Origin of the sequence: Corynebacterium xerosis NBRC 16721 = ATCC 373, assembly GCF_001552415.1 — a bacterium.
Taxonomy (GTDB): Bacteria; Actinomycetota; Actinomycetes; order Mycobacteriales; family Mycobacteriaceae; genus Corynebacterium; species Corynebacterium xerosis.
Window position 1 is genome coordinate 581,011 of the sequence record NZ_BCRD01000001.1, and the last position, 20,319, is coordinate 601,329.

General features: G+C 71.1%; 20 protein-coding genes. 15 read left to right on the top strand and 5 right to left on the bottom strand.

The genetic code is table 11. The features are described 5' to 3' along the window. Nucleotides 1-37: 37 nt before the first annotated feature. From CX1_RS02580 to CX1_RS02595, 4 genes are read right to left on the bottom strand one after another with little or no spacing between them, the layout of a single operon-like run. On the bottom strand, nt 38-1,123 hold the full coding sequence (locus CX1_RS02580; RefSeq protein WP_046651330.1) for an FAD-dependent oxidoreductase: 1,086 nt from the start codon (nt 1,121-1,123) through the stop codon (nt 38-40). After that, the gene (locus CX1_RS12755) at nt 1,120-1,710 is read right to left on the bottom strand and encodes a hypothetical protein (RefSeq protein WP_052753331.1); all 591 of its coding nucleotides are present in this window, start codon (nt 1,708-1,710) and stop codon (nt 1,120-1,122) included. The genes CX1_RS02580 and CX1_RS12755 overlap by 4 nt, the downstream gene beginning before the upstream one ends. Nucleotides 1,711-1,741: 31 nt before the next feature. Beyond that, on the bottom strand, nt 1,742-3,340 hold the full coding sequence (locus tag CX1_RS02590) for a hypothetical protein (protein ID WP_052753332.1): 1,599 nt from the start codon (nt 3,338-3,340) through the stop codon (nt 1,742-1,744). Between the two features lie 41 nt (nt 3,341-3,381). Then, nucleotides 3,382-4,347: a hypothetical protein gene (locus CX1_RS02595; protein WP_060925220.1), complete on the bottom strand. Its 966-nt coding sequence runs from the start codon at nt 4,345-4,347 to the stop codon at nt 3,382-3,384. Nucleotides 4,348-4,592: 245 nt separating this feature from the next. Here CX1_RS02595 and hisD point away from each other — a divergent pair, with 245 nt between their 5' ends. The 7 genes from hisD to CX1_RS02625 all read left to right on the top strand — a co-directional run bounded on the left by hisD (nt 4,593) and on the right by CX1_RS02625 (nt 12,382). Continuing rightward, a complete protein-coding gene (hisD, locus tag CX1_RS02600) occupies nt 4,593-5,924 on the top strand; it encodes a histidinol dehydrogenase (RefSeq protein WP_046650540.1) in 1,332 nt (443 codons plus the stop codon). A gap of 14 nt (nt 5,925-5,938) precedes the next feature. Beyond that, nucleotides 5,939-7,111 carry a histidinol-phosphate transaminase gene (locus CX1_RS02605; RefSeq protein ID WP_162488621.1) on the top strand — a complete coding sequence of 391 codons (1,173 nt, stop codon included), beginning with the start codon at nt 5,939-5,941 and terminating at the stop codon, nt 7,109-7,111. Nucleotides 7,112-7,114: 3 nt separating this feature from the next. Next, complete coding sequence (gene hisB, locus CX1_RS02610; protein WP_060925221.1) at nt 7,115-7,738, top strand: imidazoleglycerol-phosphate dehydratase HisB; 624 nt, start codon at nt 7,115-7,117, stop codon at nt 7,736-7,738. After that, nucleotides 7,735-7,908 (top strand): hypothetical protein, encoded by a 174-nt coding sequence (locus CX1_RS12240; RefSeq protein WP_156425050.1) that lies wholly within the window; start codon nt 7,735-7,737, stop codon nt 7,906-7,908. Before hisB ends, CX1_RS12240 begins: the two co-directional genes overlap by 4 nt. A gap of 44 nt (nt 7,909-7,952) precedes the next feature. Continuing rightward, on the top strand, nt 7,953-9,329 hold the full coding sequence (locus CX1_RS02615; protein WP_432264140.1) for an MFS transporter: 1,377 nt from the start codon (nt 7,953-7,955) through the stop codon (nt 9,327-9,329). Between the two features lie 4 nt (nt 9,330-9,333). Next, entirely contained in the window at nt 9,334-10,521 is a 1,188-nt protein-coding gene (locus CX1_RS02620) for an MFS transporter (protein WP_255217625.1), read from the top strand. A 130-nt stretch (nt 10,522-10,651) separates the two neighbouring features. After that, on the top strand, nt 10,652-12,382 hold the full coding sequence (locus CX1_RS02625) for a DUF726 domain-containing protein (RefSeq protein WP_060925222.1): 1,731 nt from the start codon (nt 10,652-10,654) through the stop codon (nt 12,380-12,382). Nucleotides 12,383-12,468: 86 nt separating this feature from the next. Here the strand turns inward: CX1_RS02625 and CX1_RS02630 are convergent, their stop codons facing one another. After that, nucleotides 12,469-13,107, bottom strand: coding sequence for an arsenate-mycothiol transferase ArsC (locus CX1_RS02630; protein ID WP_046650592.1), 639 nt, complete (start codon nt 13,105-13,107; stop codon nt 12,469-12,471). A gap of 209 nt (nt 13,108-13,316) precedes the next feature. Here CX1_RS02630 and hisH point away from each other — a divergent pair, with 209 nt between their 5' ends. The 8 genes from hisH (at nt 13,317) to trpC (ending at nt 20,300) form a co-directional block, all read left to right on the top strand. Further along, a complete protein-coding gene (hisH, locus tag CX1_RS02635) occupies nt 13,317-13,991 on the top strand; it encodes an imidazole glycerol phosphate synthase subunit HisH (RefSeq protein WP_060925223.1) in 675 nt (224 codons plus the stop codon). Between the two features lie 206 nt (nt 13,992-14,197). Beyond that, the gene (gene priA / locus CX1_RS02640) at nt 14,198-14,932 is read left to right on the top strand and encodes a bifunctional 1-(5-phosphoribosyl)-5-((5-phosphoribosylamino)methylideneamino)imidazole-4-carboxamide isomerase/phosphoribosylanthranilate isomerase PriA (protein WP_046650593.1); all 735 of its coding nucleotides are present in this window, start codon (nt 14,198-14,200) and stop codon (nt 14,930-14,932) included. Nucleotides 14,933-14,952: 20 nt separating this feature from the next. Then, nucleotides 14,953-15,774, top strand: a complete 822-nt coding sequence (locus tag CX1_RS02645; protein WP_046650594.1) for an inositol monophosphatase family protein — start codon at nt 14,953-14,955, stop codon at nt 15,772-15,774. Nucleotides 15,775-15,866: 92 nt separating this feature from the next. Further along, nucleotides 15,867-16,643 carry an imidazole glycerol phosphate synthase subunit HisF gene (gene hisF, locus CX1_RS02650; protein ID WP_046650595.1) on the top strand — a complete coding sequence of 259 codons (777 nt, stop codon included), beginning with the start codon at nt 15,867-15,869 and terminating at the stop codon, nt 16,641-16,643. Further along, entirely contained in the window at nt 16,640-17,056 is a 417-nt protein-coding gene (hisI, locus tag CX1_RS02655) for a phosphoribosyl-AMP cyclohydrolase (RefSeq protein ID WP_082719024.1), read from the top strand. The genes hisF and hisI overlap by 4 nt, the downstream gene beginning before the upstream one ends. A 45-nt stretch (nt 17,057-17,101) precedes the next feature. Next, on the top strand, nt 17,102-18,688 hold the full coding sequence (locus CX1_RS02660; protein WP_046650596.1) for an anthranilate synthase component I: 1,587 nt from the start codon (nt 17,102-17,104) through the stop codon (nt 18,686-18,688). Next, nucleotides 18,681-19,430, top strand: a complete 750-nt coding sequence (locus CX1_RS02665; RefSeq protein ID WP_082719025.1) for a TIGR02234 family membrane protein — start codon at nt 18,681-18,683, stop codon at nt 19,428-19,430. The genes CX1_RS02660 and CX1_RS02665 overlap by 8 nt, the downstream gene beginning before the upstream one ends. Nucleotides 19,431-19,496: 66 nt before the next feature. Continuing rightward, nucleotides 19,497-20,300: an indole-3-glycerol phosphate synthase TrpC gene (trpC, locus tag CX1_RS02670; protein ID WP_046650597.1), complete on the top strand. Its 804-nt coding sequence runs from the start codon at nt 19,497-19,499 to the stop codon at nt 20,298-20,300. Nucleotides 20,301-20,319 lie beyond the last annotated feature (19 nt).

A 20,319-nucleotide genomic window follows, 5' to 3' on the forward strand; every position in this document is an offset into this window, starting at 1 on the left:
CCGCCCCGACTTCCGGGGCCGCGGGTGCCCGGGGCAGTCAGTCGTCGAAAAGCGCTTTTAAGGCGATGGCCACGTCGCGGCCCGCGCGATTGGCGCCGACCGTCGACGCCCCGGGCCCGTACCCGGCCAGGTGGATGCGCGGATCGGCGGCGACCGCGGTGCCGTCCATGCGGATGCCGCCGCCGGGCCCACGCAGCTTCAGGGGCGCCAGGTGGCCCAAATCGGCTCGGAAGCCGGTGGCCCAGATGATGTCGTCGAGTGATTCGAAGGAGCCGTCGCGAAGCCGGACGCCCTCCGGTTCGATGGCGGTGAACATCGGCAGGGCCCGATGTGCGGCCAGCTCGGGGGAGTACGGCAGGCCCGTCAACGACACGACCGATTGCGGCCGCAGGCCCCGGCGGACGCGGTCGTCGACGCGCGCGACGACGTCCGCGCCGATCTCGGGGGTGAAGCGCTCCCGTCTCAAAACGGGCGGGCGGCGGATGAACCACAGGACCTCCGCCACCCGGTCCACCTCGAGGAGGAACCCGGCCGCCGAGATCCCGCCGCCCACGACGGCGACGCGGTGGCCGCGGAAATCCTCGGCGTCCCCGTAGTCGACCGTGCGCACGTGCCGGCCGCGGAAGGATTCGTGGCCGGGGATGGACGGCACGAAGGGCCGCCGCCACGTACCCGTGGCATTGACCAGGGCGCGGGAGAAAATGGTGTTCCCGCCCGCATCGGGGCCCGCACCGGAAGCCGCATCGGGGCCCGCACCGGAGATGGCAGGGAATTCGAGTTCCGAGGCGAATCCGCCGTCGACGCGGCGGACACGGCGCACGCGGACCGGGCGCTCGACGTCGGGGACGTGGGCGGCCTCGAAGCGGGCGAAATAGTCGGGGATCGCGACATTCGACGGCGTGGCCGGGTCCACGTCTTCGCGGGGCATGCCCGGCAGATCGAAGATCCCGTTGACCGTCGCCATGGTCAGGCTGTCCCAGCGATGCCGCCACGCCCCGCCGGGCCCGTCCTCCGCGTCGACGACGATGCGGTCGATGCCCCGCAGGCCCAGATGATGCGCCGCCGACAATCCGGCCTGGCCGGCGCCGATGACGAGTACGTCGGTGCGGCGAACGGCGGTCACGGCCGCAGCTGGGCCGTGATCCGCGCCGAGACGTCGTCGAGCAGGCAAGCGAACCGCGCCGCGGTGCCCGGATCCGAAGTGCCCAGCGCCGCGCGGGCGGCCAGGGCGCGGTTGAGCGCGTCTTCGGCGCGGGGCACGTCGCCGCATTCGAGCTGGCACAGGGCGATCTGCGCGAGCAGCGGGATCTCCTGGGCGCGCATGGCATCGGAGCCGAACAGGCCCGCCGACAGTTCCAGGTGATCGACGGCGCGGCCCGGATGGCCGCGGCGGATCTCCGCGTGGCCGTTGAGCGCGTGCCACTGGGCCCAGCGCATGTGGCGCGGCGGGGTGGCCTCGGCGACCTCGGCGTCGATGGCGTCCGGGTCGTCGGCCTCGATGGAGTCGAGCAGGTCCATGTAATCGGCGGCGACGTCCATGAGCTTCGGCGACGACCCCCGGATCGGGCGGCCCAGCGAGTCGACGTCGGGCGCGTCGGCGGCGTCGCCGAGATCGGCGAAACCGGCCATCAGCGAATCGGCGGCGGACCAGAGCTTGCCGTCGGCGGCCAGGGCCGTCGCGGCCTCGAGGAGTTCGGAGGGGGTGCGCATGGTCAGCGATCCTACTGGCCGAACGCCCCGGTCAGTTCAGGTGCCCCAGAAGCTCGCGCAGGGCCTCGCGGACGGGGTGGCCGGACCACGAATCGGCCGGCAGCAGGTCGTCGATGCGGGCGGCGTAGCGCCGCGCGCCCGGTTCATCGTCGCGGTCCATGCAGCAGCGCACCCCGGTAAGCAGCGCCCGCGCGGCTTCCTCGCCGTCGCCGGCCTCCAGGTAACCGGCCGCGGCGGTGTCCACGTGCCCCAACGCCAGGTCCTCGCGCGACGACGCCCAGTAGACGTAGGCGAGGTCGTCGTGCCAGTCGGCGATGGACCAGCCGCCGGAAATCAGGTCGCGGGCGTCGACCATCAGGTCCTCGGCCCGTTCCGGATCGTCGTGGACGGCGCTGCGCGCGGCTTGGCGCAGAGCACGGGAGGCGCCTTCGTCGTCGCCGAGGCGGTGCAGGTGCTCGGCGTGCTCGATGAGCAGGTCCGCGGCGCGGCCCGAATCCCCGGCCCGCCCGGCGGCGGTGGCGGCGATGGAGAACGCCGCGTCGGTGCGCTCCTCGTCACTGGTCAGCGAGGACCACTGCGCCACCGGCACCGCGTGGTCGAGGGCGGCGCCATCGTCGCCGGCGTCGAGCAGGGACCGCGCCAAGATCAGGCGCAGGTCCATCACCAGCGCGTTGACCGGCATCCCGGACGACGCGTCGAGCGCCTCCTGGGCCAGCTCGGCGGCCCGCGCGTACTCGCCTTCGGAGTTGAGCAGGGCGGTCAGCAGCCGCGCCGACCGCAGCGTGCCGACCACGAGGTCGTATTCCAGCCCGACTTCCACGACGGGGGCCAGTTGGCGCATGGCCTCGAGGGGTTCCTCGGCTTCCAGCGACAGGTGCGACAGCATCTGCCGGGCCTCGATGGTGCTGGTCACCGGCTCGGACGCGGGGGCGGCCGCGACAGCGGCGCAGATGCGCGCCGACTCGACCAGGTCGCCGCGGCCATGGGCGACCTGGGCCTCCAGCAGTCGGCGGTCGTCGTCGCCGGTGCGCGGAGGGGCGTATTCGGCCGACCACCGGGATAGCGCCCCGGCGAGGTCCGGCCTGCGGGCCAGCGACGCCGCCGCACCCGCCACCGCGGCCGACAGTGCGAACTGATACGCCTCCGGGCCACTGGGGCGCAGGTCTAAGATGTCGCGGGTCAGCGACGTCAGCACCGGCACGTCCGCATCCATTGGGCGGGCGCCGCCGGGACGGGCGTCGATGAACTTCTCCGCCTCGGCGAAGGCCCCGAAGGACCGCGCGTGGAAGGCCGCCGCCGGGCGATCGGTGCGCACGGCCCAATCGAGCCAGCGCCGCCTGGCCTCCTCGGCTTCGTCGGAAAGCTCGAGCTGATCGGCCGCCGCGTGCCGCAGGGCGTGAAATTCGCCGAGCAGTTCCTCGGGAACCTCGGCGGGGTCGTCGTCGAGCCAATGATCGCGGGCGTAGGCCGTCACCGCGCGCCAGCTGGACACGTGGTCGAGCGAGCGGGCCGACTGCCGCGAAAAGGCCACCAGCCCCGGCAAATCGGCGGGCACCGCGGGAGGGGGCGTCGCCGGCGCGCGCACCACAATCGGGGCCGACGCGTCCACGGATTCATCCCACCAGGTCATTCGGCCATTGTGTGTCCCCGGGGCGGGCGAAGGCAAAACGCCTACTTCGCGGCGGCGGCGACCTCGCGCAGCGCGGGGGAGTCCGGGAACCCTTTGGCGGCGGCCAGCGCGGCCTGCGCCATGGCGCGGCGTTCGCGCGTGCGCCCCATGCGGTCGAGCACCGGCGCCGACAGGCGTGCGGCGGCGACCTGGTCGAGGGCGAGGCCGGCGTCGGCGGCTTGCTTTGCGACGCCGGCCAACATCCGCGCGGCCGTCTCGTCGTGACCGGCCTCGATGGAATACAGCGCCAGTTCGCGGCGGAAATCGATGGCGGCCGTCACCGGCTCGCCCATCGGTTCGTCGGCCGCCGCCGCGCACAAGCGCGCCGCGGCCGGCAGATCGCCGATGGCGTGCAGGCGGCGGGCGTCGATGAGGGTGACGGCGTCCGACAGGTTCTCGGCGCCCGGTGCCTCCGACTGATCGCGCAGCCAATTGGCCAGCGGCTCGGCGATGTCGGGCCGGCGGACCAGCGTCGCGGCGGACTCCGTCTGGAGCATCGCGTCGACGAGGATCGGATCGGCGGGCTCGGTCGCCGGGCTCGGTTCGCCCTCGCGGCCGGGCAGGCCCCGCACCATCTGGGCGAGCAGCGGGATGTCGGTGACGTCGGCGCCAGAGGAACTGTCGTCGACGAAGCGGAGCCAGCGGTTGGCTTCGTCGACGGCCAGACGGGACCGTGCCCGCAGCTCGTGGGCGGCGTTGCCGCGGGTCATGGCCCACCCGGTCCACGCCATGGCCGCGGAGTGGGCCAGCTTTTCCATGCCGAGCGATTCGGCGACCGAACGCCGCAGCGAATGGTGCGCACCGTGCAGATCGGCGTCCAGGTCGGCCGGCGGCTCGGGGCTCTCCGCATGGCCCGACGCCGCGAACTCCGCCGCGACGAGGCGGGCCGCCAGAGGATCCCCGTCCCATGCGGCGGAGAGTGCACGGCGCGCCAGATCGGCCAGGTCTCTGCTATCGGTGCTGGACATGCGGACGATTGTCCCGGATACGCAGGCATCCGCGCAACGGAAACTCCGAAGGTGGAACTCGGAAGGGGGTGGAGGGGCTCGGCGGGGCCGCTGCCGGGGCTGTCGTTGGGCTGCCGTTGGGCTGCCTCCGGATCGTGGCAGGGCCGCGGCAGGGCCGCGACCGGGCGGGATGCCGGCGGCAACTATGATGAACCCGATCAACGAGCAAGCTCCCGAGCACCTCCCGAAAGGTGGCGTCTGCCCCGATGCTGTCCACCATTGACCTGCGCGGTCGCGTCCCCTCCACCGCCGAGCTGCGCCGGGCGCTGCCCCGCGGCGCCGCCGACGTCGATTCGATGCTGCCGACCGTTCGCCCCGTCGTCGAGGACGTCGCGGACAACGGCGTGGCCGCCGCGATGCGGTACTCGGAGAAGTTCGACCACGTCATCCCCGAATCTCTGGTCGTGCCCGCCGACGTCATCGCCGGCGCGCTCGAGCAGCTGGACCCGGACGTGCGGGCGGCGCTGGAGGAGTCCATTTCCCGCATCCGCCTTTTCCACGAGGCGCAGAAGCCGGCGGACGTGTCCGTCGACGTCGTGCCCGGTGGCGTGGTCCGGGAGAAGTGGATCCCGGTGCGCCGCGTCGGCCTCTACGTCCCCGGCGGCAACGCGGTCTACCCGTCGTCGGTGCTCATGAACGTCATCCCGGCGCTCGCCGCCGGCGTGGAGTCGCTGGTGGTCGCATCACCGCCGCAGGCCGACTTCGGCGGCTGGCCGCACCCGACCATCCTCGCCGCGTGCGCGCTGCTCGGCGTCACCGAGGTGTGGGCGGTCGGCGGCGGCCAGGCCGTCGCGCTGCTGTCCTACGGCGACGAGGACGAGGGCCTGGAGCCGGTGGACATGGTCACCGGCCCGGGCAACATCTTCGTCACCGCCGCCAAGCGGCTGTGCCGTTCGGTCGTCGGCATCGACTCCGAGGCCGGCCCGACGGAGATCGCCATCCTCGCCGACGCGACCGCCGACCCGGTGGCCGTCGCCTACGACCTGATCTCGCAGGCCGAGCACGACGTCATGGCGGCGTCGGTGCTCATCACCGATTCGACCGACTTGGCCGAGGCCGTCGACCGCGAGGTCGAGGCGCGCTACGGCGTCACCCTCAACGCCGACCGGGTCAAGCAGGCGCTGGAGGGAGAGCAGTCGGGGATCGTGCTCGTCGACGACATGGAGGTCGGGCTCAAGGTCGCCGACGCCTACGCCGCCGAGCACCTCGAGGTCCACACCGCCGACGCCGCCGCGCTGGCCGACCGCGTGACCAACGCCGGCGCCATCTTCGTCGGCAATTTCTCGCCGGTGCCCCTGGGCGACTACTCGGCCGGTTCCAATCACGTGCTGCCGACGTCGGGCACCGCCCGCCATTCCTCGGGCCTGTCCACGCACACGTTCCTCAAGGCCGTCCACGTCGTCGAGTACGACGAAGCTGCGCTCAAGGGCGTTGCGGATACGGTGGTGGCGCTGGCCGATGCCGAGCGCCTGCCCGCCCACGGCGAGGCGATCCGCGCCCGTTTCGAGGACCTGTCGGCCCCGGAGGAGAACCGATGACGGGAGGACGACCCATGAAGGAATCCGGAATCACCCTGGCGGACCTGCCGCTGCGCGAGGAACTGCGCGGCGAGGAGGCCTACGGGGCCCCGCAGCTCGATGTCGACGTCCGGCTGAACACCAACGAGAACCCGTTCCCGCCCTCCGACTCGCTCATCGACGAGCTCGTCGGCGAGATCGGCAAGGTCGCCTCGGACCTGAACCGATACCCGGAGCGCGACGCCGTCGTGCTGCGCCGCGCGCTGGCCGACTACGTTTCGGCCCGCACGGGTGTCGGCGTCGGCGAGGAGAACCTGTGGGCCGCCAACGGCTCCAACGAGATCCTCCAGCAGCTGCTGCAGGCCTTCGGCGGCCCCGGCCGCACGGCCATGGGCTTCACGCCCAGCTATTCCATGCACCCGATCCTGTCGGCGGGCACGCAGACGGAGTTCTTCGCCGTCCCGCGCGATCCGGCGACGTTCGACATCGACATGGACGCGGCGCTGGCGGCGATCCAGGCGCAGCGGCCCGACGTCATCTTCGTCACCTCCCCGAACAACCCGACCGGCAACCTGACGCCGACCGGGGACCTGCGCGCCATCCTCGACGCCGCGCCGGGCATCGTCATCGTCGACGAGGCCTACGCGGAATTCACCGACGAGCCCTCGGCGGTCTCCCTGATCGCGGAGTACCCGGCGAAGATCGTCGTCAGCCGCACCATGAGCAAGGCGTTCGACTTCGCCGGCGGCCGCCTCGGTTATTTCGTCGCCGACCCGGCCTTCGTCGACGCCGTCATGCTGGTGCGCCTGCCGTACCACCTGTCCACGCTGACGCAGGCGGCGGCGACCGTCGCGCTGCGCCATGCGGGGGAGACGCTGGGCACCGTCGACAAGCTCGCGCGCGAGCGCGACCGGGTCGTCGCCCGGCTCGAGGAGCTGGGGTACGACGTCATCGACTCGCACGCCAACTTCGTGTTCTTCGGGCTTTTCGACGACGCCGCCAGTGCGTGGCGGGAATTTCTGGACCGCGGCGTCCTCATCCGGGACGTCGGGGTCCCCGGCCGCCTGCGCGCCACGATCGGGTTGCCCACGGAAAACGACGCGTTCCTCGAGGCCGCCGAAGGCGTCATCGTGTCCGGCGCGACCACCGGCGCCACGACCGGAGCCACGACCGGGGCCGGCAACGGCGCCACCACCGAAACGGAGTAGACAATGACCGATCCCACCCACGGCGGCGCCACCCGCGTCGGCACCGTCGAACGCGCCACCAGCGAGTCGTCGATCGTCTGCACGGTCGACCTCGACGGCACCGGCCGGGCCGACATCGATACCGGCCTGCCGTTCTTCGACCACATGCTCACCGCCCTGACGGTGCACGGCAGGTTCGACATCAAGCTCCACGCCAACGGCGACACCGAGGTCGACGCGCACCACACCGTCGAGGACACCGGCATCGTGCTGGGCCAGGCGTTCGCGCAGGCGCTGGGCGACAAGGCGGGCATCCGCCGCTTCGCCGACGCCTACGTCCCCATGGACGAGACCCTGGCGCACGCGATCGTCGACGTGTCGGGCCGCCCGTACTTCGTCATCACCGGCGAGCCGGAGCAGATGCTCTCGGCGGTCATCGGCGGCCATTACGCCACCGTGATCAACGAGCACTTCTTCGAGTCCTTCGCCCTCAACGCCCGGATTGCCCTCCATGTCCGGTGCCTGTACGGTCGCGATCCGCACCACATCACCGAGGCGGAGTACAAGGCCGTCGCCCGCGCCCTGCGCGCGGCGTGTGAACCGGACCCGCGCGTCCAGGGCATCCCGTCGACGAAGGGCACCCTGTGAGCGCCGCCGACATGCCCACGATCTTCCTGTTCATCCTCGCCGGCCTGCTGGTCGGCGGCGCCTGGTCCGCGTACCAGGCGGGCTCGAGGTTCGGGACGGTCGTCCTGGGCCTGCTGGCGGTGCTGGCCACCGCCGGCGCGGTGCTGTGGCTCGTGGGAGAAATGAACTGATTCGATGGATCCGGCGCGCGCCGGGGAACGGGAGATGAGCTGACGTGACTGACCGGGTGGACTCCATGTGGAAGGCGCCCGGGCTCATCCCCACGCTGGTGGCGGTCCTGGCCGCGTTCGGCGGCTGGTCGCTGCTGCTGCCGGTGATCCCGCAGGCGATCCTCGACGACGGCCGCGGCGCCGGCCTGGCCGGGGCGTACACCGGCGTGTTCATGGCCGCGACGGTGCTGACGCAGACGCAGACGCCGCGGATGCTCCGCCGATTCGGCTACGGGCAGACGATGTTCGTCTCGGGCCTGCTGCTGGGCTTGCCCACGTTCCTCCACGTATTCGGCACCGACGCCGCGCTGGTGCTCGGCATCGCCGTCATCCGAGGCATGGGCTTCGGCGCCCTGACGGTGGCGGAGTCCGCGTTGATCGCGGAGCTGGTGCCCCTGAAATTCCTGGGCAAGGCATCCGGTGCCCTGGGCGTGGCTGTCGGCGTCGCCCAGCTGACCTGTCTGCCGCTGGGTCTTGCCATCGCGCACTGGACCGGCACGTACCAGTGGGTTTACGTCCTCGGCGGCGTCATCTCGCTGGTCGGGTCGGCGATGGCTTTGTTGATCCCGAAGCTCAAGGCGGCGGCGAAGACGTCCACGGGGACGAAGACCGCGAAGGGGACCGCACCGGAGGTCGCGGGGAAGCCCGCCACGGAGCTGCCCACGGGCGATCCCGGCCCGGCGGAGAACGTGCCCACGTGGAAGCTCGTCGCCGTGCCCGCACTTGCGATGGGCACCACCGCGATGGGCTTCGGCGGCATTTCGGCGTTCCTGGCGCCCGCGGCCCGGGAGATCGATCTGGTCGCCGGCGCGATCGTCGCCGGTGCCGCGCTGTCGGTGATGGGCGGTGCGCAGATGGTGTTCCGCTACATCGCCGGCGCGTGGGCGGACCGCAAGGGCAAGGCGGGCACCCTCATCATCGGCGCGCTGGCCGCCGGCGTGGTCGGGCTGATCTTCATGGCGCTGGTGGTCTACGCCGGATGGTCGGCGTGGTGGCTGCTGGGGGCAGCGGCGTTCTACGGCGCCGGGTTCGGCATGGTGCAGAACGAGGCCCTGCTGCTCATGTTCGCCCGCCTGCCCCGCGAGCGCACCGCCGAGGCCAGCGCCTACTGGAACATGGCCTTCGACTCCGGCACGGGCACCGGCTCCTTCGTCCTCGGCCTCGTGGCGGGCGCGGCGCTGCAGCCGTACCCGGCGGTGTTCGCCGTCGCGGCGGGGTTGATGTCCATCGGGCTCGTCGCCGCGATTCTCGACCACATCGTCGGGACGCACCGTGTGGCGGAGCGGCACAACACGAGGGCAACGCTGCGGAAGTTGAGCGGTGCCGTCGTCAAGCGCAGGCAGGCCCCGGAAACGCGGCCCGAATCCGACGGAAGGAACTGATCGGATGGGCAGGGGATTTTTCGGCACCTCGCTGATGTTCGCGTCCAATGGCGCGCTGTTCGCGTCGCTGTTGCCGTGGTACCCGACGCTGGTCAAGGAATGGGGGCTGACCGACTTCCAGTTCGGGTTCATCGTCGCCGCCATGCCGCTGGGGTCGCTGGTGTCGTCGGCGCTGCCGGCGCGGATCGTGCGGCAGCGCGGGCCGTTGTTCGCGGCCGTCGGCGGCACACTGATCATGGCGGTGCTGATGATCCTCATCGGCCAGATCTCCGGAGGTCTCGCGCTGGCGGCGCTGCTGTTCGGATTCGGCATCTGCGACGCCACCGCCGACGTCGGCCAGAACGTCGCCGGAACCCGCGTCGAGCATCGCTCGGGCCGGTCGATCATTTCGCGGCTGCACGCCTTCTGGAGTCTCGGCGCCGCGTCCGGCGGCGCGATCGCCACGTGGTCGGCGATCGCCGGCAACGACATCGGGGTCCATCTCGTCGTCGCGTCGGCCGCTTGCCTGGCCATGGTGTCGGTCGGCGCGTGGCTGGTCGGGGAGGGCGCGTCGCCGTTGCCGGAAGAGAAGCTTGACGACGCCCACGCCGACGGCGCAGAGGCCGCGCCGAAGTGGCCGGCGCTGCGGGCGGCGTTCGTCGCCGTGCTGCCGCTGGCGGCCGTGGCGATCGCCGGCACCGCCGTCGAGGACCTCGGCCAGAACTGGGGCGGACTGGCGGCCCACCAGCTCGCCGGGTTGGCGGCGGCGTCGGCCGGCATCGCCTACGCGGTGTTCCTGTCGTCGCAGACCCTGGGGCGGTTCGCGGGCGACGCGCTGATCGACAAGTTCGGGCGTGCTCAGGTGGCCGGCGCGGGCAGCGGGCTCATCGCCGTCGGCGGCATTCTCGTGGTGCTGGGCGGGGCGATCGCCGCGCCGGTGGTGCTGATCGGCGGGTTCGCCCTGGCCGGCTTCGGCTGCGCGACGCTGGTGCCGTCGGCCTTCGCCGCGGCGTCCCGTGTGCCGGGCGTGTCCGACGGTGCAGGCGTCACCCTCGTCGGCTGGCTCATGCGCATGGGTTTCCTGGTCACCAGCCCCGCCATCGGCGTCGCCGCCACCGGCGTCGGCCTGCAGGTGGCGCTGGGGCTGCTCATCGTGCTCGGCCTGCTCGCGCTGGCGTGCTCGCCGGCGCTGAAGGTCCGCGCCGGGGTTTAAGCAATCGGCGTCGAACGGCGGTGCGGACGCGGGGTCACCCGCGGTCCGGTGAATCCGGTCGCCCGTCTAGATTTCCGAAGGGACGAGGCGCACACATCGCTCCTCGATGGATACCTGGAGGATGCGGAAAATGGCCATCAAGATCAACGCGGTTTTCATCGCAGATGACTCATACGTGTGTGAGATCCGTTCGGAGAAGGGCTACCGGCTGCGCGTCACCGGAAACATCGCCGACGGGATCCAAGAGGTGTGGGGGGATGCTGCGCTTACGGAGAACAAGGCACTGATTGCATTGGCGGTGGCATTCGCCGAGTTTTCGGAGGCGGCGAGGGGAGGCACCGACGCGAGCAGGGAAATCGCCTTCCCCGACGCTGCCGACGTGGAAGCTCCGGACATGTCCGACCTCGAGGTGGAGATGCCCGACGACGATGCTGCCACCCGTGTGGAGAAGCAGCGGGCCAACGCCGAAAAGATGGCGAAAAGCGTGGTTTCCGACATCACGACCTTGACCCGATTCATTGATCGCCTCGGCGACGAGGAGCGGCTCGGCTGGTGCTCCGCGTGCGTGGGCCGTTACGTCCATCGGAAGGTCGATGGCCGCGCGCGGACCGCGCAGGTGTGGCTTTGCGACGACTGCGGGAGCCCGACCACTCTCTGCTCGGTGCCCCGTTGCGACAACATGGCGGTGCGTCGGCTTCAGCGGAAGATGCCGGCACCTCCGCTGTGCGCCGAACATCGCCACGACATTCTCGGTTTCGAAGCGGCGCACGCGACCGTCGGCGACCTGGCAGACTATGGCGAATTGCTCGTTTACGCGAAGAAAAACGTCGCACGCACCTCGAAAGTGGCCGCGGGAGGCGTCGTCGGAGCCGGTGCGCTCGCGGCGGCCGCCTTCGTGGCGGCACCGGCCGTCGGAGGGTTGATCGGCGTGCACCTGTTCGGTTACTCGGGTGCGGCGGCGACGAATGCAGGTCTGGCGTGGCTGGGTGGTGGTGCTCTGGCCGCGGGCGGAAAGGGGATGGCCGGCGGGGCGATGATGGTGGCGATGGGAGGCGCGGCCATAGGTGGTGCCCAGGGCGCGGGGATCGTAGGTGCATACGTGAAGGAGGACGAGTCCTTCGAGATCGAGAAACTCCGCGACGGCGCGGGGCCGAACGTCGTCATCGCCCGGGGGTTCACCACCGAGGGCACCGACGACTGGCTGGAGCCGGTGCTTGTGGCGGAGAAACTCTACGGCGACCCGTCCATCTACCTCGTCCGCTGGGGAAGCAAGGAACTGAAGTCGCTCGCCGATGCTGTGCAAACGTCCGGGGCTACGCAGGCGTCGATCCGTTTCGCGAGAAAGTCGGCAAAGCGGGCGATGAAGACCGCACCCTCGAAGCTGAATCCCGCCGGAATTGTCACGGGTGCGGCGAGCTTGGCCGCCAATCCGTGGTCGGTCGCCGTGAGCAGGGCAGAGAAGACCGGGAAGGTTCTTGCACAGCTGCTGGCGAAGGTCGACGAAGGTCGATTTGTTCTGGTGGGCCACAGTCTCGGAGCTCGAGTGATGATTTCCGCCGCGGAGTCGCTGGGATCAGAAGGAAAACCCCCGATCATCGACGAAATGAGGCTTTTCGGCGCAGCGAAGAGCCGCCGCGATGACTGGTCGGTGCTGGCACGGGGAGTCGAGCGAAAGATCCACAACTATCACTCGGCGGCGGATCAGATCCTCAAGTATCTGTACCGGGCCGTCCAGATCGGAGCTACGCCAGTGGGGCTGACGGGGTTCGGAGCGGCGGAGGAGAAAATCGTCGATCATGACCTGACAGGCGAGGTCAAGAGTCATTCGTCCTACTACGGGGCGGTCTTGTCGGGTTCGTGACTCCCGCAGGGACGCGGACGGCCGGCCCCGGTGCACGGGGCCGGCCGTCGGTGGTCGGGGAGTGGAGCATCCCGCTCGAGATGTCTCTACGCGGACTGCGCTTCGGCGAAGCCCATGTCGGCCAGCAGTGCGCGGACGTTGCGCTCGACGTCGTCGGCGATGGTGCGGACCTCCTCGATGGAGGCGCCCTCCGGGTCGGCGATGTCCCACTCGACGTAGCGGTCGCCGGGGATGTCCGGGCGCTGGTCGACGCCCATCAGCACCACGACGTCGGAACGGTGGACGGTGCGGGCGACGATTTCCTTCTGGTACAGGTGACCCGTCGGGATGCCGCGCTCGGCCAGGACCTCCAGCACGGTCGGGTTGATGCCGCCGACGGGGTTGAGTCCCACGGAACGGACGAAGAGCCGATCTCCGACGATCCACGAGGTGATCGCGGAAGCCAGCTGGGAACGGCCCGCGTTGCGCTCACAGACGTACAGGACCTCCTGGCGGGCGCACGGATCCGTCGCGCCGGCGGCGGCCGCCTGCTCCTCCAGCTTCTCGGAGACGACGCGCTCGACCATGACCGGAAGGAAGGTCTCGACCTTCGCGTTGGCGGTGCGCTCGGCGATGGTCTGGTCGACCAGCGCGTCGATGTGCTCGGCGGTGTGCAGCGAGCCGTAGCGGCGGTGCATGTCCTCGCGGACGATCTCGAACTGGCGCTTGAGGAGGGGATTGGTCATCGAGGGCCCTTTCTGGTGATGCTCTGCACTTCCAACTCCGTGCGGCGGCCCGTCGCAAAGCACAATCATGACCGTCCCACCTGCGCTGATTGGCGTGAAGTTCAGTGGAAGTTAACCTGCCGTTAACCTTAGCATTCCTCAGGGGACATGTCGCGCCATTCGCGCGGGGCGCGCGGGGCGCGTCGGAAACGGGCGTTTATGATCTCCCCATGACCACCGTCGCAATCCTCGACTACGGCTCCGGCAATCTGCGCTCCGCCGAGCGCGCCGTGGCCTCCACCGGCGTCGACGTCGTCGTCACCGCCGACCCGGACACCGTCATGAACGCCGACGGGCTGCTCGTCCCCGGCGTCGGCGCCTACGCCGCCTGCATGGAGGGTCTCCACCGCGTCCAGGGCCCGCGCCTGATCGGCTCCCGCCTGGCCGGCGGACGCCCCGTGTTCGGCATCTGCGTGGGCATGCAGGTGCTCTTCGACCGCGGCGTCGAGTTCGCCGAAGGCGCCCACGCCGACGAAACCGACCCCGGCGCGCGCGCCATCGGCACGCCCGGCTGCGGCGAATGGCCCGGCACCGTCGAACGCCTCGACGCGTCGATCCTGCCGCACATGGGCTGGAACACCGTCGAGGCCCCCGACGGCTCCGAGATGTTCCGCGGCATCGCCGACGAGCGCTTCTACTTCGTCCACTCCTACGCCGCCCGCCGCTGGGAGCTCGACGACGACTCCCGCATCGCCGCGCCGCTGGTGACCTGGACCGGACACGAAAACGACCGGTTCGTCTCCGCCGTGGAAAACGGCCCCCTGTGGGCCACGCAATTCCACCCGGAAAAGTCGGGCGACGCCGGGCTCGCGCTGCTGCGCAACTGGACCGCGACGCTCCGCTGACGCACGGCTGACGTTCGGCTGGGGTCCGGCCCGGCACGCCGCCGGCCCGTCACTGGCTCGTCAATGGCCCGTCATCGGCCCGTCATCGGCCCGCGCCGGTCCCGGCCCTGGAGCCCTCGCCTATACTGCAATCCGGAACTTCCGGCCGCTTTTTCCACGGCGGCCACCGAAATCAACCACCGACCCCCGGGGAGCGATACACCGCCATGACCTTGACCCTCCTGCCCGCCGTTGACGTCGCCGATGGACAGGCCGTCCGCCTGGTCCAGGGCGCCGCGGGTTCCGAGACCCACTACGGTGCCCCTCTCGATGCCGCGATGAACTGGCAGAACGCCGGGGCCGAGTGGATCCACCTCGTCGACCTCGACGCCGCCTTCGGTCGCGGCTCGAACTACGAGCTGCTCAAGGACGTCGTGGGCAAGCTGGACGTCGACGTCGAGCTGTCCGGCGGCATCCGCGACACCGAGTCGCTCGAGGCGGCGCTGGCCACCGGCTGCCGCCGCGTCAACATCGGCACCGCCGCGCTGGAGCACCCGGAGTGGTGCAAGGAGCTCATCGGCAGCTACGGCGACCGCGTGGCCATCGGCCTCGACGTCCGCCAGATCGACGGCGAGTGGCGCTTGCGCGGCCGCGGCTGGGTCTCCGACGGCGGCGACCTGTGGGAGGTGCTGGAGCGCCTGGATTCCGAGGGCTGCACCCGCTTCGTGGTCACCGACGTGTCCAAGGACGGCACCCTGGCCGGCCCGAACCTGGAGCTGCTTCGCGACGTCGCCGCGGCGACCGACGCGCCGATCGTCGCCTCCGGCGGCGTGAGCTCCCTGGCCGACGTCGAGGCCATCAAGACCCTGGTGCCCGAGGGCGTCGACTCCGCGATCATCGGCAAGGCGCTCTACGCCGGCCGCTTCACGCTGGAAGAGGCGCTGGCGGTGGCGCGCTCCTAGCGCGGGAAGGTCGTTGGACCATGGCGGATCTGGAGCCCCGGGCCCTGCTGGCGATGGCGGAGGCGGCGGTCGATGAGGTCGAGGACCTCTTCACCGTCAACCTCGGTGCGGACCCGCTGGTGACCAAGGCCCGCGGCGACTTCGCCACGGAAATCGACCTGGCCATCGAGCGCCGCCTGCGCGAGCTGCTCCAGCACTTCACCGGCTTCCCCGTGCACGGCGAGGAGTACGGCACCGGCGGCGAGCGCGACTCCGTCTCCGACACCGTGTGGGTCGTCGACCCGATCGACGGCACCACCAACTACGCGGCCGGCTTCCCCATGTGCGCGATCCTCGTGTCGCTGCTGCACAAGGGTGAGCCCATCGTCGCGCTGGCGTCGATGCCGCTGCTGGGCCGCCGCGTCACCGCCACCCTCGGCGGCGGCACCCGCGTCAACGGCCGCGAGGTCCACATGGACCCCAAGTCCGGCCGCCCGGTGTCCATCGCATTCGGCTCGGTCATCGCCCGCCGCGACGGCACGTTCCCCCGCGGCTGGCGGCAGGCGCTGCTGTCCGCGGTGGGGGACCGCTACCCGACGATCCGCATCTCCGGTTCCGTCGGCGTGGATCTCGCCGCCACCGCCGCAGGCTCCTTCGGCGGCACCGTCACCTTCTCGCCGCACGTGTGGGACAACGCCGCGGGCGTCCTGCTCATCCGCGAAGCCGGCGGCGTGGTCACCGACTTGGCCGGCGAGGAATGGCACGACGGTTCCGTCGGCGTGCTCGCCGGCACGGAAGAGGTCCATGCCGGCCTTCTCCACATCGTCCGCGGCCTGCAGCCGCCCACCGACTTCCGCGCCTGACCCGGCCCGGCCCCGTTCCCGTTCCGCTTCAGCCCCGTTCCCGTTCCGTTCCAGCCCCGATCCCGCCCCGAACACCCGACACTAGGAGAACCATGTCCGTCGCGATCCGCGTCATCCCCTGCCTCGACGTCAATGACGGCCGCGTGGTCAAGGGCGTCAACTTCGAGAACCTCCGCGACGCCGGCGACCCCGTCGAGTTGGCGCACCGCTACAACCAGGAGGGCGCCGACGAGCTGACCTTCCTCGACGTCACCGCCTCCAAGGACGGCCGCGGCACCATGCTCGACGTGGTGCGCCGCACCGCCGAGCAGGTTTTCATCCCGCTCACCGTCGGCGGCGGCGTCCGCAGCGTCGAGGACGTCGATCAGCTGCTGCGCGCCGGCGCGGACAAGGTCTCGGTCAACACCTCCGCCATCGCCCGCCCGGAACTGCTGCGCGAGCTGTCGCAGCGTTTCGGCGCCCAGTGCATCGTCCTGTCCGTCGACGCCCGCCGCGTGCCCGAGGGCGGCCAGGAGCAGCCGTCGGGCTTCGAGGTCACCACCCACGGAGGCTCCAAGTCCGCCGGCATCGACGCCGTCGAGTGGGCCCGCCGCGGCGAGGAACTGGGCGTCGGCGAGATCCTGCTCAACTCCATGGACGGCGACGGCACCAAGGACGGCTTCGACCTCGAGCTGCTGCGCAAGGTCCGTGCGGCCGTCGACGTGCCGGTCATCGCCTCCGGCGGCGCCGGTGCGGCCGAGCATTTCCCGCCCGCCGTCGAGGCCGGTGCCGACGCCGTGCTCGCCGCGTCGATCTTCCACTTCGGAGAGGTCTCCATCGGCGAGGTCAAGGACGCCATGGCCGACGCCGGCATCGAGGTCCGCCGATGAGCGGCTTCGAGGAGGTGCCGGCCGCTGCGGGTGCGGCGCTGACCGTCGGCAAGCAGGACCCCGACGACCCGGCCACCTGGGACCTGGCCCCCGACCTGGCCGCCCGCCTCAAGCGCAACGACGCCGGCCTGGTGCCGGCGATCGTGCAGGAGGCCGGCACCGGCGACGTGCTGATGCTCGCCTGGATGGACGACCACGCGCTGGCGTACACGCTGGGCACGCGCCGCGGAACGTACTGGTCGCGGTCGCGCGGCGAGTACTGGATCAAGGGCATGACCTCCGGGCATTTCCAGAAGGTCCACCATGTCGCCCTGGACTGCGACCACGACACCGTGCTGGTCACCGTCGATCAGACCGGCGCCGCCTGCCACACCGGCGCGCATTCCTGCTTCGACGTCGATCCGCTGGTGTAGGCCCGCGTCGGTGGCCGGGCACCGGCGTTTGGCATGATGTGACGCATGACGCGAACCTCGACGCGAACCTCGATGACCTCCCGGGAGCGCTTCCGCGCCCTGGCGCGCGACCACCGCGTGGTGCCGGTGATCAAGCGGGTGCTGGCCGACGGCGAGACCGCCCTGTCGGCCTACCGCAAGCTCGCCGCCGATCGCCCCGGCACGTTCCTGTTGGAGTCGGCGGACGTCGGGCAGTCGTGGTCGCGATGGTCGATGATCGGCTGCGGTTCGCGCACGGCCCTGACGGTCGTGGACGGCGAGGCGCGCTGGATCGGCACGGCGCCCGAGGGCGCCCCGGAGGGCGGCGATCCACTGGTGGCGCTGCGCGAGACGCTGCGGCTCCTGCACAGCGAACTGCCGCTTGACGACGCCGCCGTGGAGGCCGGTTCGGTGCCTCCCTTCACGTCCGGCCTGGTCGGCTACTTCGGCCACGACATCATCCGCTTCATCGAGCGCAAGCTTCCCGACACCTGCGTCGACGATCTCGGCGTGCCGGAGATGGTGCAGATGCTGGTCGAGGACCTCGCCGTCGTCGACCACCACGAGGGCGTCATCTGGCTGGTGGCCAACCAGATCAACTGGGACGCCTCCGACGAGCGGGTCGACGAGGCCTACGACGACGCCGTGTCGCGCATCGAATCGATGCTGGGCAAGCTCGCCGCGCCGCTGTCGACGCCGCCGGTGGAGGTGGAACTGCCGGAGCCGCAGGTGCGCCGCCAGCGCACCCCGGAGGAGCACAAGCGCCGCATCGACGTGTCCAAGGAGCACATCCGGGCCGGCGACGCCTTCCAGATCGTGCTGTCGCAGCGGTTCGAGATGGACACCGACGCCACCGCGCTGGAGGTCTACCGCATGCTGCGGATGACCAACCCCAGCCCGTACATGTTCCTGGTCAACGTGCCGGACGAATCGATGAAGCGCACGGCGTTCCAGATCGTCGGGTCCTCGCCGGAGTCGCTGGTGCAGGTCAAGGGCCGCCGCGTGGTCACCAACCCCATCGCCGGCACGCGCCCGCGCGGGGCGGACGTCGAGGCCGACGTGCTGCTGGAGAAGGAGCTGCTGGCCGACGAGAAGGAGAACAGCGAGCACCTCATGCTCGTCGACCTGGGCCGCAACGATCTCGGCCGCGTCTGCGAGCCGGGCACGGTGAAGGTCCACGATTTCCGCCACATCGAGCGGTACTCGCACGTCATGCACCTGGTCTCGACGGTGACGGGCACGTTGGCCCAGGAGTCCACCGCCGTCGACGCGTTCGCCGCGACGTTCCCGGCGGGCACGCTGTCCGGTGCCCCGAAGCCGAGTGCGCTGGCGATCATCGACGAGCTCGAGGACACCCGCCGCGGCGTCTACGGCGGCACGGTCGGATACTTCGATTTCCGCGGCAACACCGATCAGGCCATCACCATCCGCAGCGGCCTGATCAAGGACGGCACGGTGTACGTGCAGGCCGGCGGTGGCATCGTCGCGGATTCCGATCCCGACGCCGAGGACGCCGAGACCCGCAACAAGGCCGCCGCGGTGCTTCGCGCCGTCGCCGCCGCCGAAACCATCCGGGAAGCCCGGGGAAACGCTGACGGGGGAACAGATGACTGACGGCACGCACGACGCCCACGACGATTCTTTGCTTGACGACGGCCACCGCACCGCCAAGAACCCGAAGAAGAAGTCCGATCGGCGCCCCGGCGTCGCGCAGTTGCTCATGGTGGTGTCGGCGCTGGGCCTGTGGTTGGCCGGGCGTTCGGCGTGGTTGACGGTGACGACGTTCGACGACAAGTCCGGCGAGGCGGTCAACGATCTCGTCGGCGCGACGTGGGCGCCGGAGACCACGGCGCTCGCGCTGGCCCTGGCCGCCGCCGTCGGCGCGACGCTGATCCTCGGCGGCATCGGCCGCCGCATCGTCGGTGCCTTGGCCGCCGTCATCGCGGCGACGGCCGCGTGGTCGCCGCTGCAGCTGCTCACCAGCGGTGCGGACCCCGAGCGGGCACTGGACCTGTTGTCGTCGGGTGCGGCGACGCAGCGGGCCAACGCGCCGGTGACGGTGTCGGACTGGGCGGAGGTGCAGGATCTAGCGGTGCATTCGACCGGGCCGGTCATCTCCATCGTCATGGCGGCGCTCGGCGTGCTCGGCGGCGCCCTGCTGCTGGTGCGGCCGGGCGGCACGGGCGCCAAGCGGCGTTCCGGCGCGTACGAGACCCCGGAAGTCCGGCGCGAGCGCGTGCGCGACGACCTGTCCCGCGAGCCGGAGTCCGGCCGCGTGCTGTGGGACGCGCTGGACGCGGGCGTGGACCCGACGGACCCCGACCCCGCGCCCGGTGACGGCGGGGTCAAGCGTTAACATTCACCCGGAAACGGAATTCATCGACTTCAGGGCCCCGACGGGCCCGCTGTGAGGGGATTGACCATGGCAACGGTGCTCGACGACATCATCGCCGGAGTGCGCGAGGATCTGGCCGCCCGCGAGGCGAAGGTTCCCTACGCCGAGATCAAGGCGCGGTCGCTCGACGCCCCGCCGGCGCTGGACGCGGTGGCGGCGCTGTCCCGTCCGGGCGTGCAGGTCATCGCCGAGGTCAAGCGCGCCTCCCCGTCGAAGGGCGACCTGGCGGACATCCCGGAGCCGGCCGTGCTGGCGAAGGCCTACGCCGACAACGGTGCTGCGGTCATCTCCTGCCTGACGGAGGAGCGCCGCTTCCGCGGTTCGCTGGCCGACCTCGACGCCGTCCGCGCCGCCGTGGACATCCCGGTGCTGCGCAAGGACTTCATCGTCACGCCGTACCAGATCCACGAGGCCCGCGCCCACGGCGCCGACCTGGTGCTGCTCATGGTGTCGGCGCTGGATCAGGCGGCGCTGGAGTCGCTGCTCGACCGCACCGAGTCGCTGGGCATGAACGCCCTCGTCGAGGCGCACACCGCCGAGGAGGTCGACCGCGCGGTCGCCGCGGGCGCGAAGATCCTGGGCATCAACGCCCGCAACCTGAAGACCCTCGAGGTCGACATGGGCGTGTACGGCAAGCTGGCCCCGATGCTGCCGGAGACCGTGGTCAAGGTCGCCGAGTCCGGCGTCAAGGGCCCGGAGGACCTGCGCGCCTACGCCGACCAGGGCGCCGACTGCGTGCTGGTGGGCGAGGGGCTGGTCACCGCCGGCGACCCGGGCGACGCCTGCCGCCGCCTCGTCGCCGCGGGGCAGCACCCCGCCTCGCGCGGCTAGGTTCCCGCTTCGAGCGGCT

Excerpts from the sequence above, each read along its gene's own strand:
- CX1_RS02595 (WP_060925220.1), bottom strand. The coding sequence starts at position 4,347 with ATGTCCAGCACCGATAGCAGAGACCTGGCCGATCTGGCGCGCCGTGCA.
- priA (WP_046650593.1), top strand. The coding sequence starts at position 14,198 with ATGACCTTGACCCTCCTGCCCGCCGTTGACGTCGCCGATGGACAGGCC.
- hisF (WP_046650595.1), top strand. The coding sequence starts at position 15,867 with ATGTCCGTCGCGATCCGCGTCATCCCCTGCCTCGACGTCAATGACGGC.
- CX1_RS02605 (WP_162488621.1), top strand. The coding sequence starts at position 5,939 with ATGAAGGAATCCGGAATCACCCTGGCGGACCTGCCGCTGCGCGAGGAA.
- CX1_RS02590 (WP_052753332.1), bottom strand. The coding sequence starts at position 3,340 with ATGACCTGGTGGGATGAATCCGTGGACGCGTCGGCCCCGATTGTGGTG.
- hisD (WP_046650540.1), top strand. The coding sequence starts at position 4,593 with ATGCTGTCCACCATTGACCTGCGCGGTCGCGTCCCCTCCACCGCCGAG.
- hisB (WP_060925221.1), top strand. The coding sequence starts at position 7,115 with ATGACCGATCCCACCCACGGCGGCGCCACCCGCGTCGGCACCGTCGAA.
- CX1_RS02665 (WP_082719025.1), top strand. The coding sequence starts at position 18,681 with ATGACTGACGGCACGCACGACGCCCACGACGATTCTTTGCTTGACGAC.
- trpC (WP_046650597.1), top strand. The coding sequence starts at position 19,497 with ATGGCAACGGTGCTCGACGACATCATCGCCGGAGTGCGCGAGGATCTG.
- CX1_RS02620 (WP_255217625.1), top strand. The coding sequence starts at position 9,334 with ATGGGCAGGGGATTTTTCGGCACCTCGCTGATGTTCGCGTCCAATGGC.
- CX1_RS02660 (WP_046650596.1), top strand. The coding sequence starts at position 17,102 with ATGACGCGAACCTCGACGCGAACCTCGATGACCTCCCGGGAGCGCTTC.
- CX1_RS02645 (WP_046650594.1), top strand. The coding sequence starts at position 14,953 with ATGGCGGATCTGGAGCCCCGGGCCCTGCTGGCGATGGCGGAGGCGGCG.
- hisH (WP_060925223.1), top strand. The coding sequence starts at position 13,317 with ATGACCACCGTCGCAATCCTCGACTACGGCTCCGGCAATCTGCGCTCC.
- CX1_RS02630 (WP_046650592.1), bottom strand. The coding sequence starts at position 13,107 with ATGACCAATCCCCTCCTCAAGCGCCAGTTCGAGATCGTCCGCGAGGAC.
- CX1_RS12755 (WP_052753331.1), bottom strand. The coding sequence starts at position 1,710 with ATGCGCACCCCCTCCGAACTCCTCGAGGCCGCGACGGCCCTGGCCGCC.
- CX1_RS02625 (WP_060925222.1), top strand. The coding sequence starts at position 10,652 with ATGGCCATCAAGATCAACGCGGTTTTCATCGCAGATGACTCATACGTG.
- hisI (WP_082719024.1), top strand. The coding sequence starts at position 16,640 with ATGAGCGGCTTCGAGGAGGTGCCGGCCGCTGCGGGTGCGGCGCTGACC.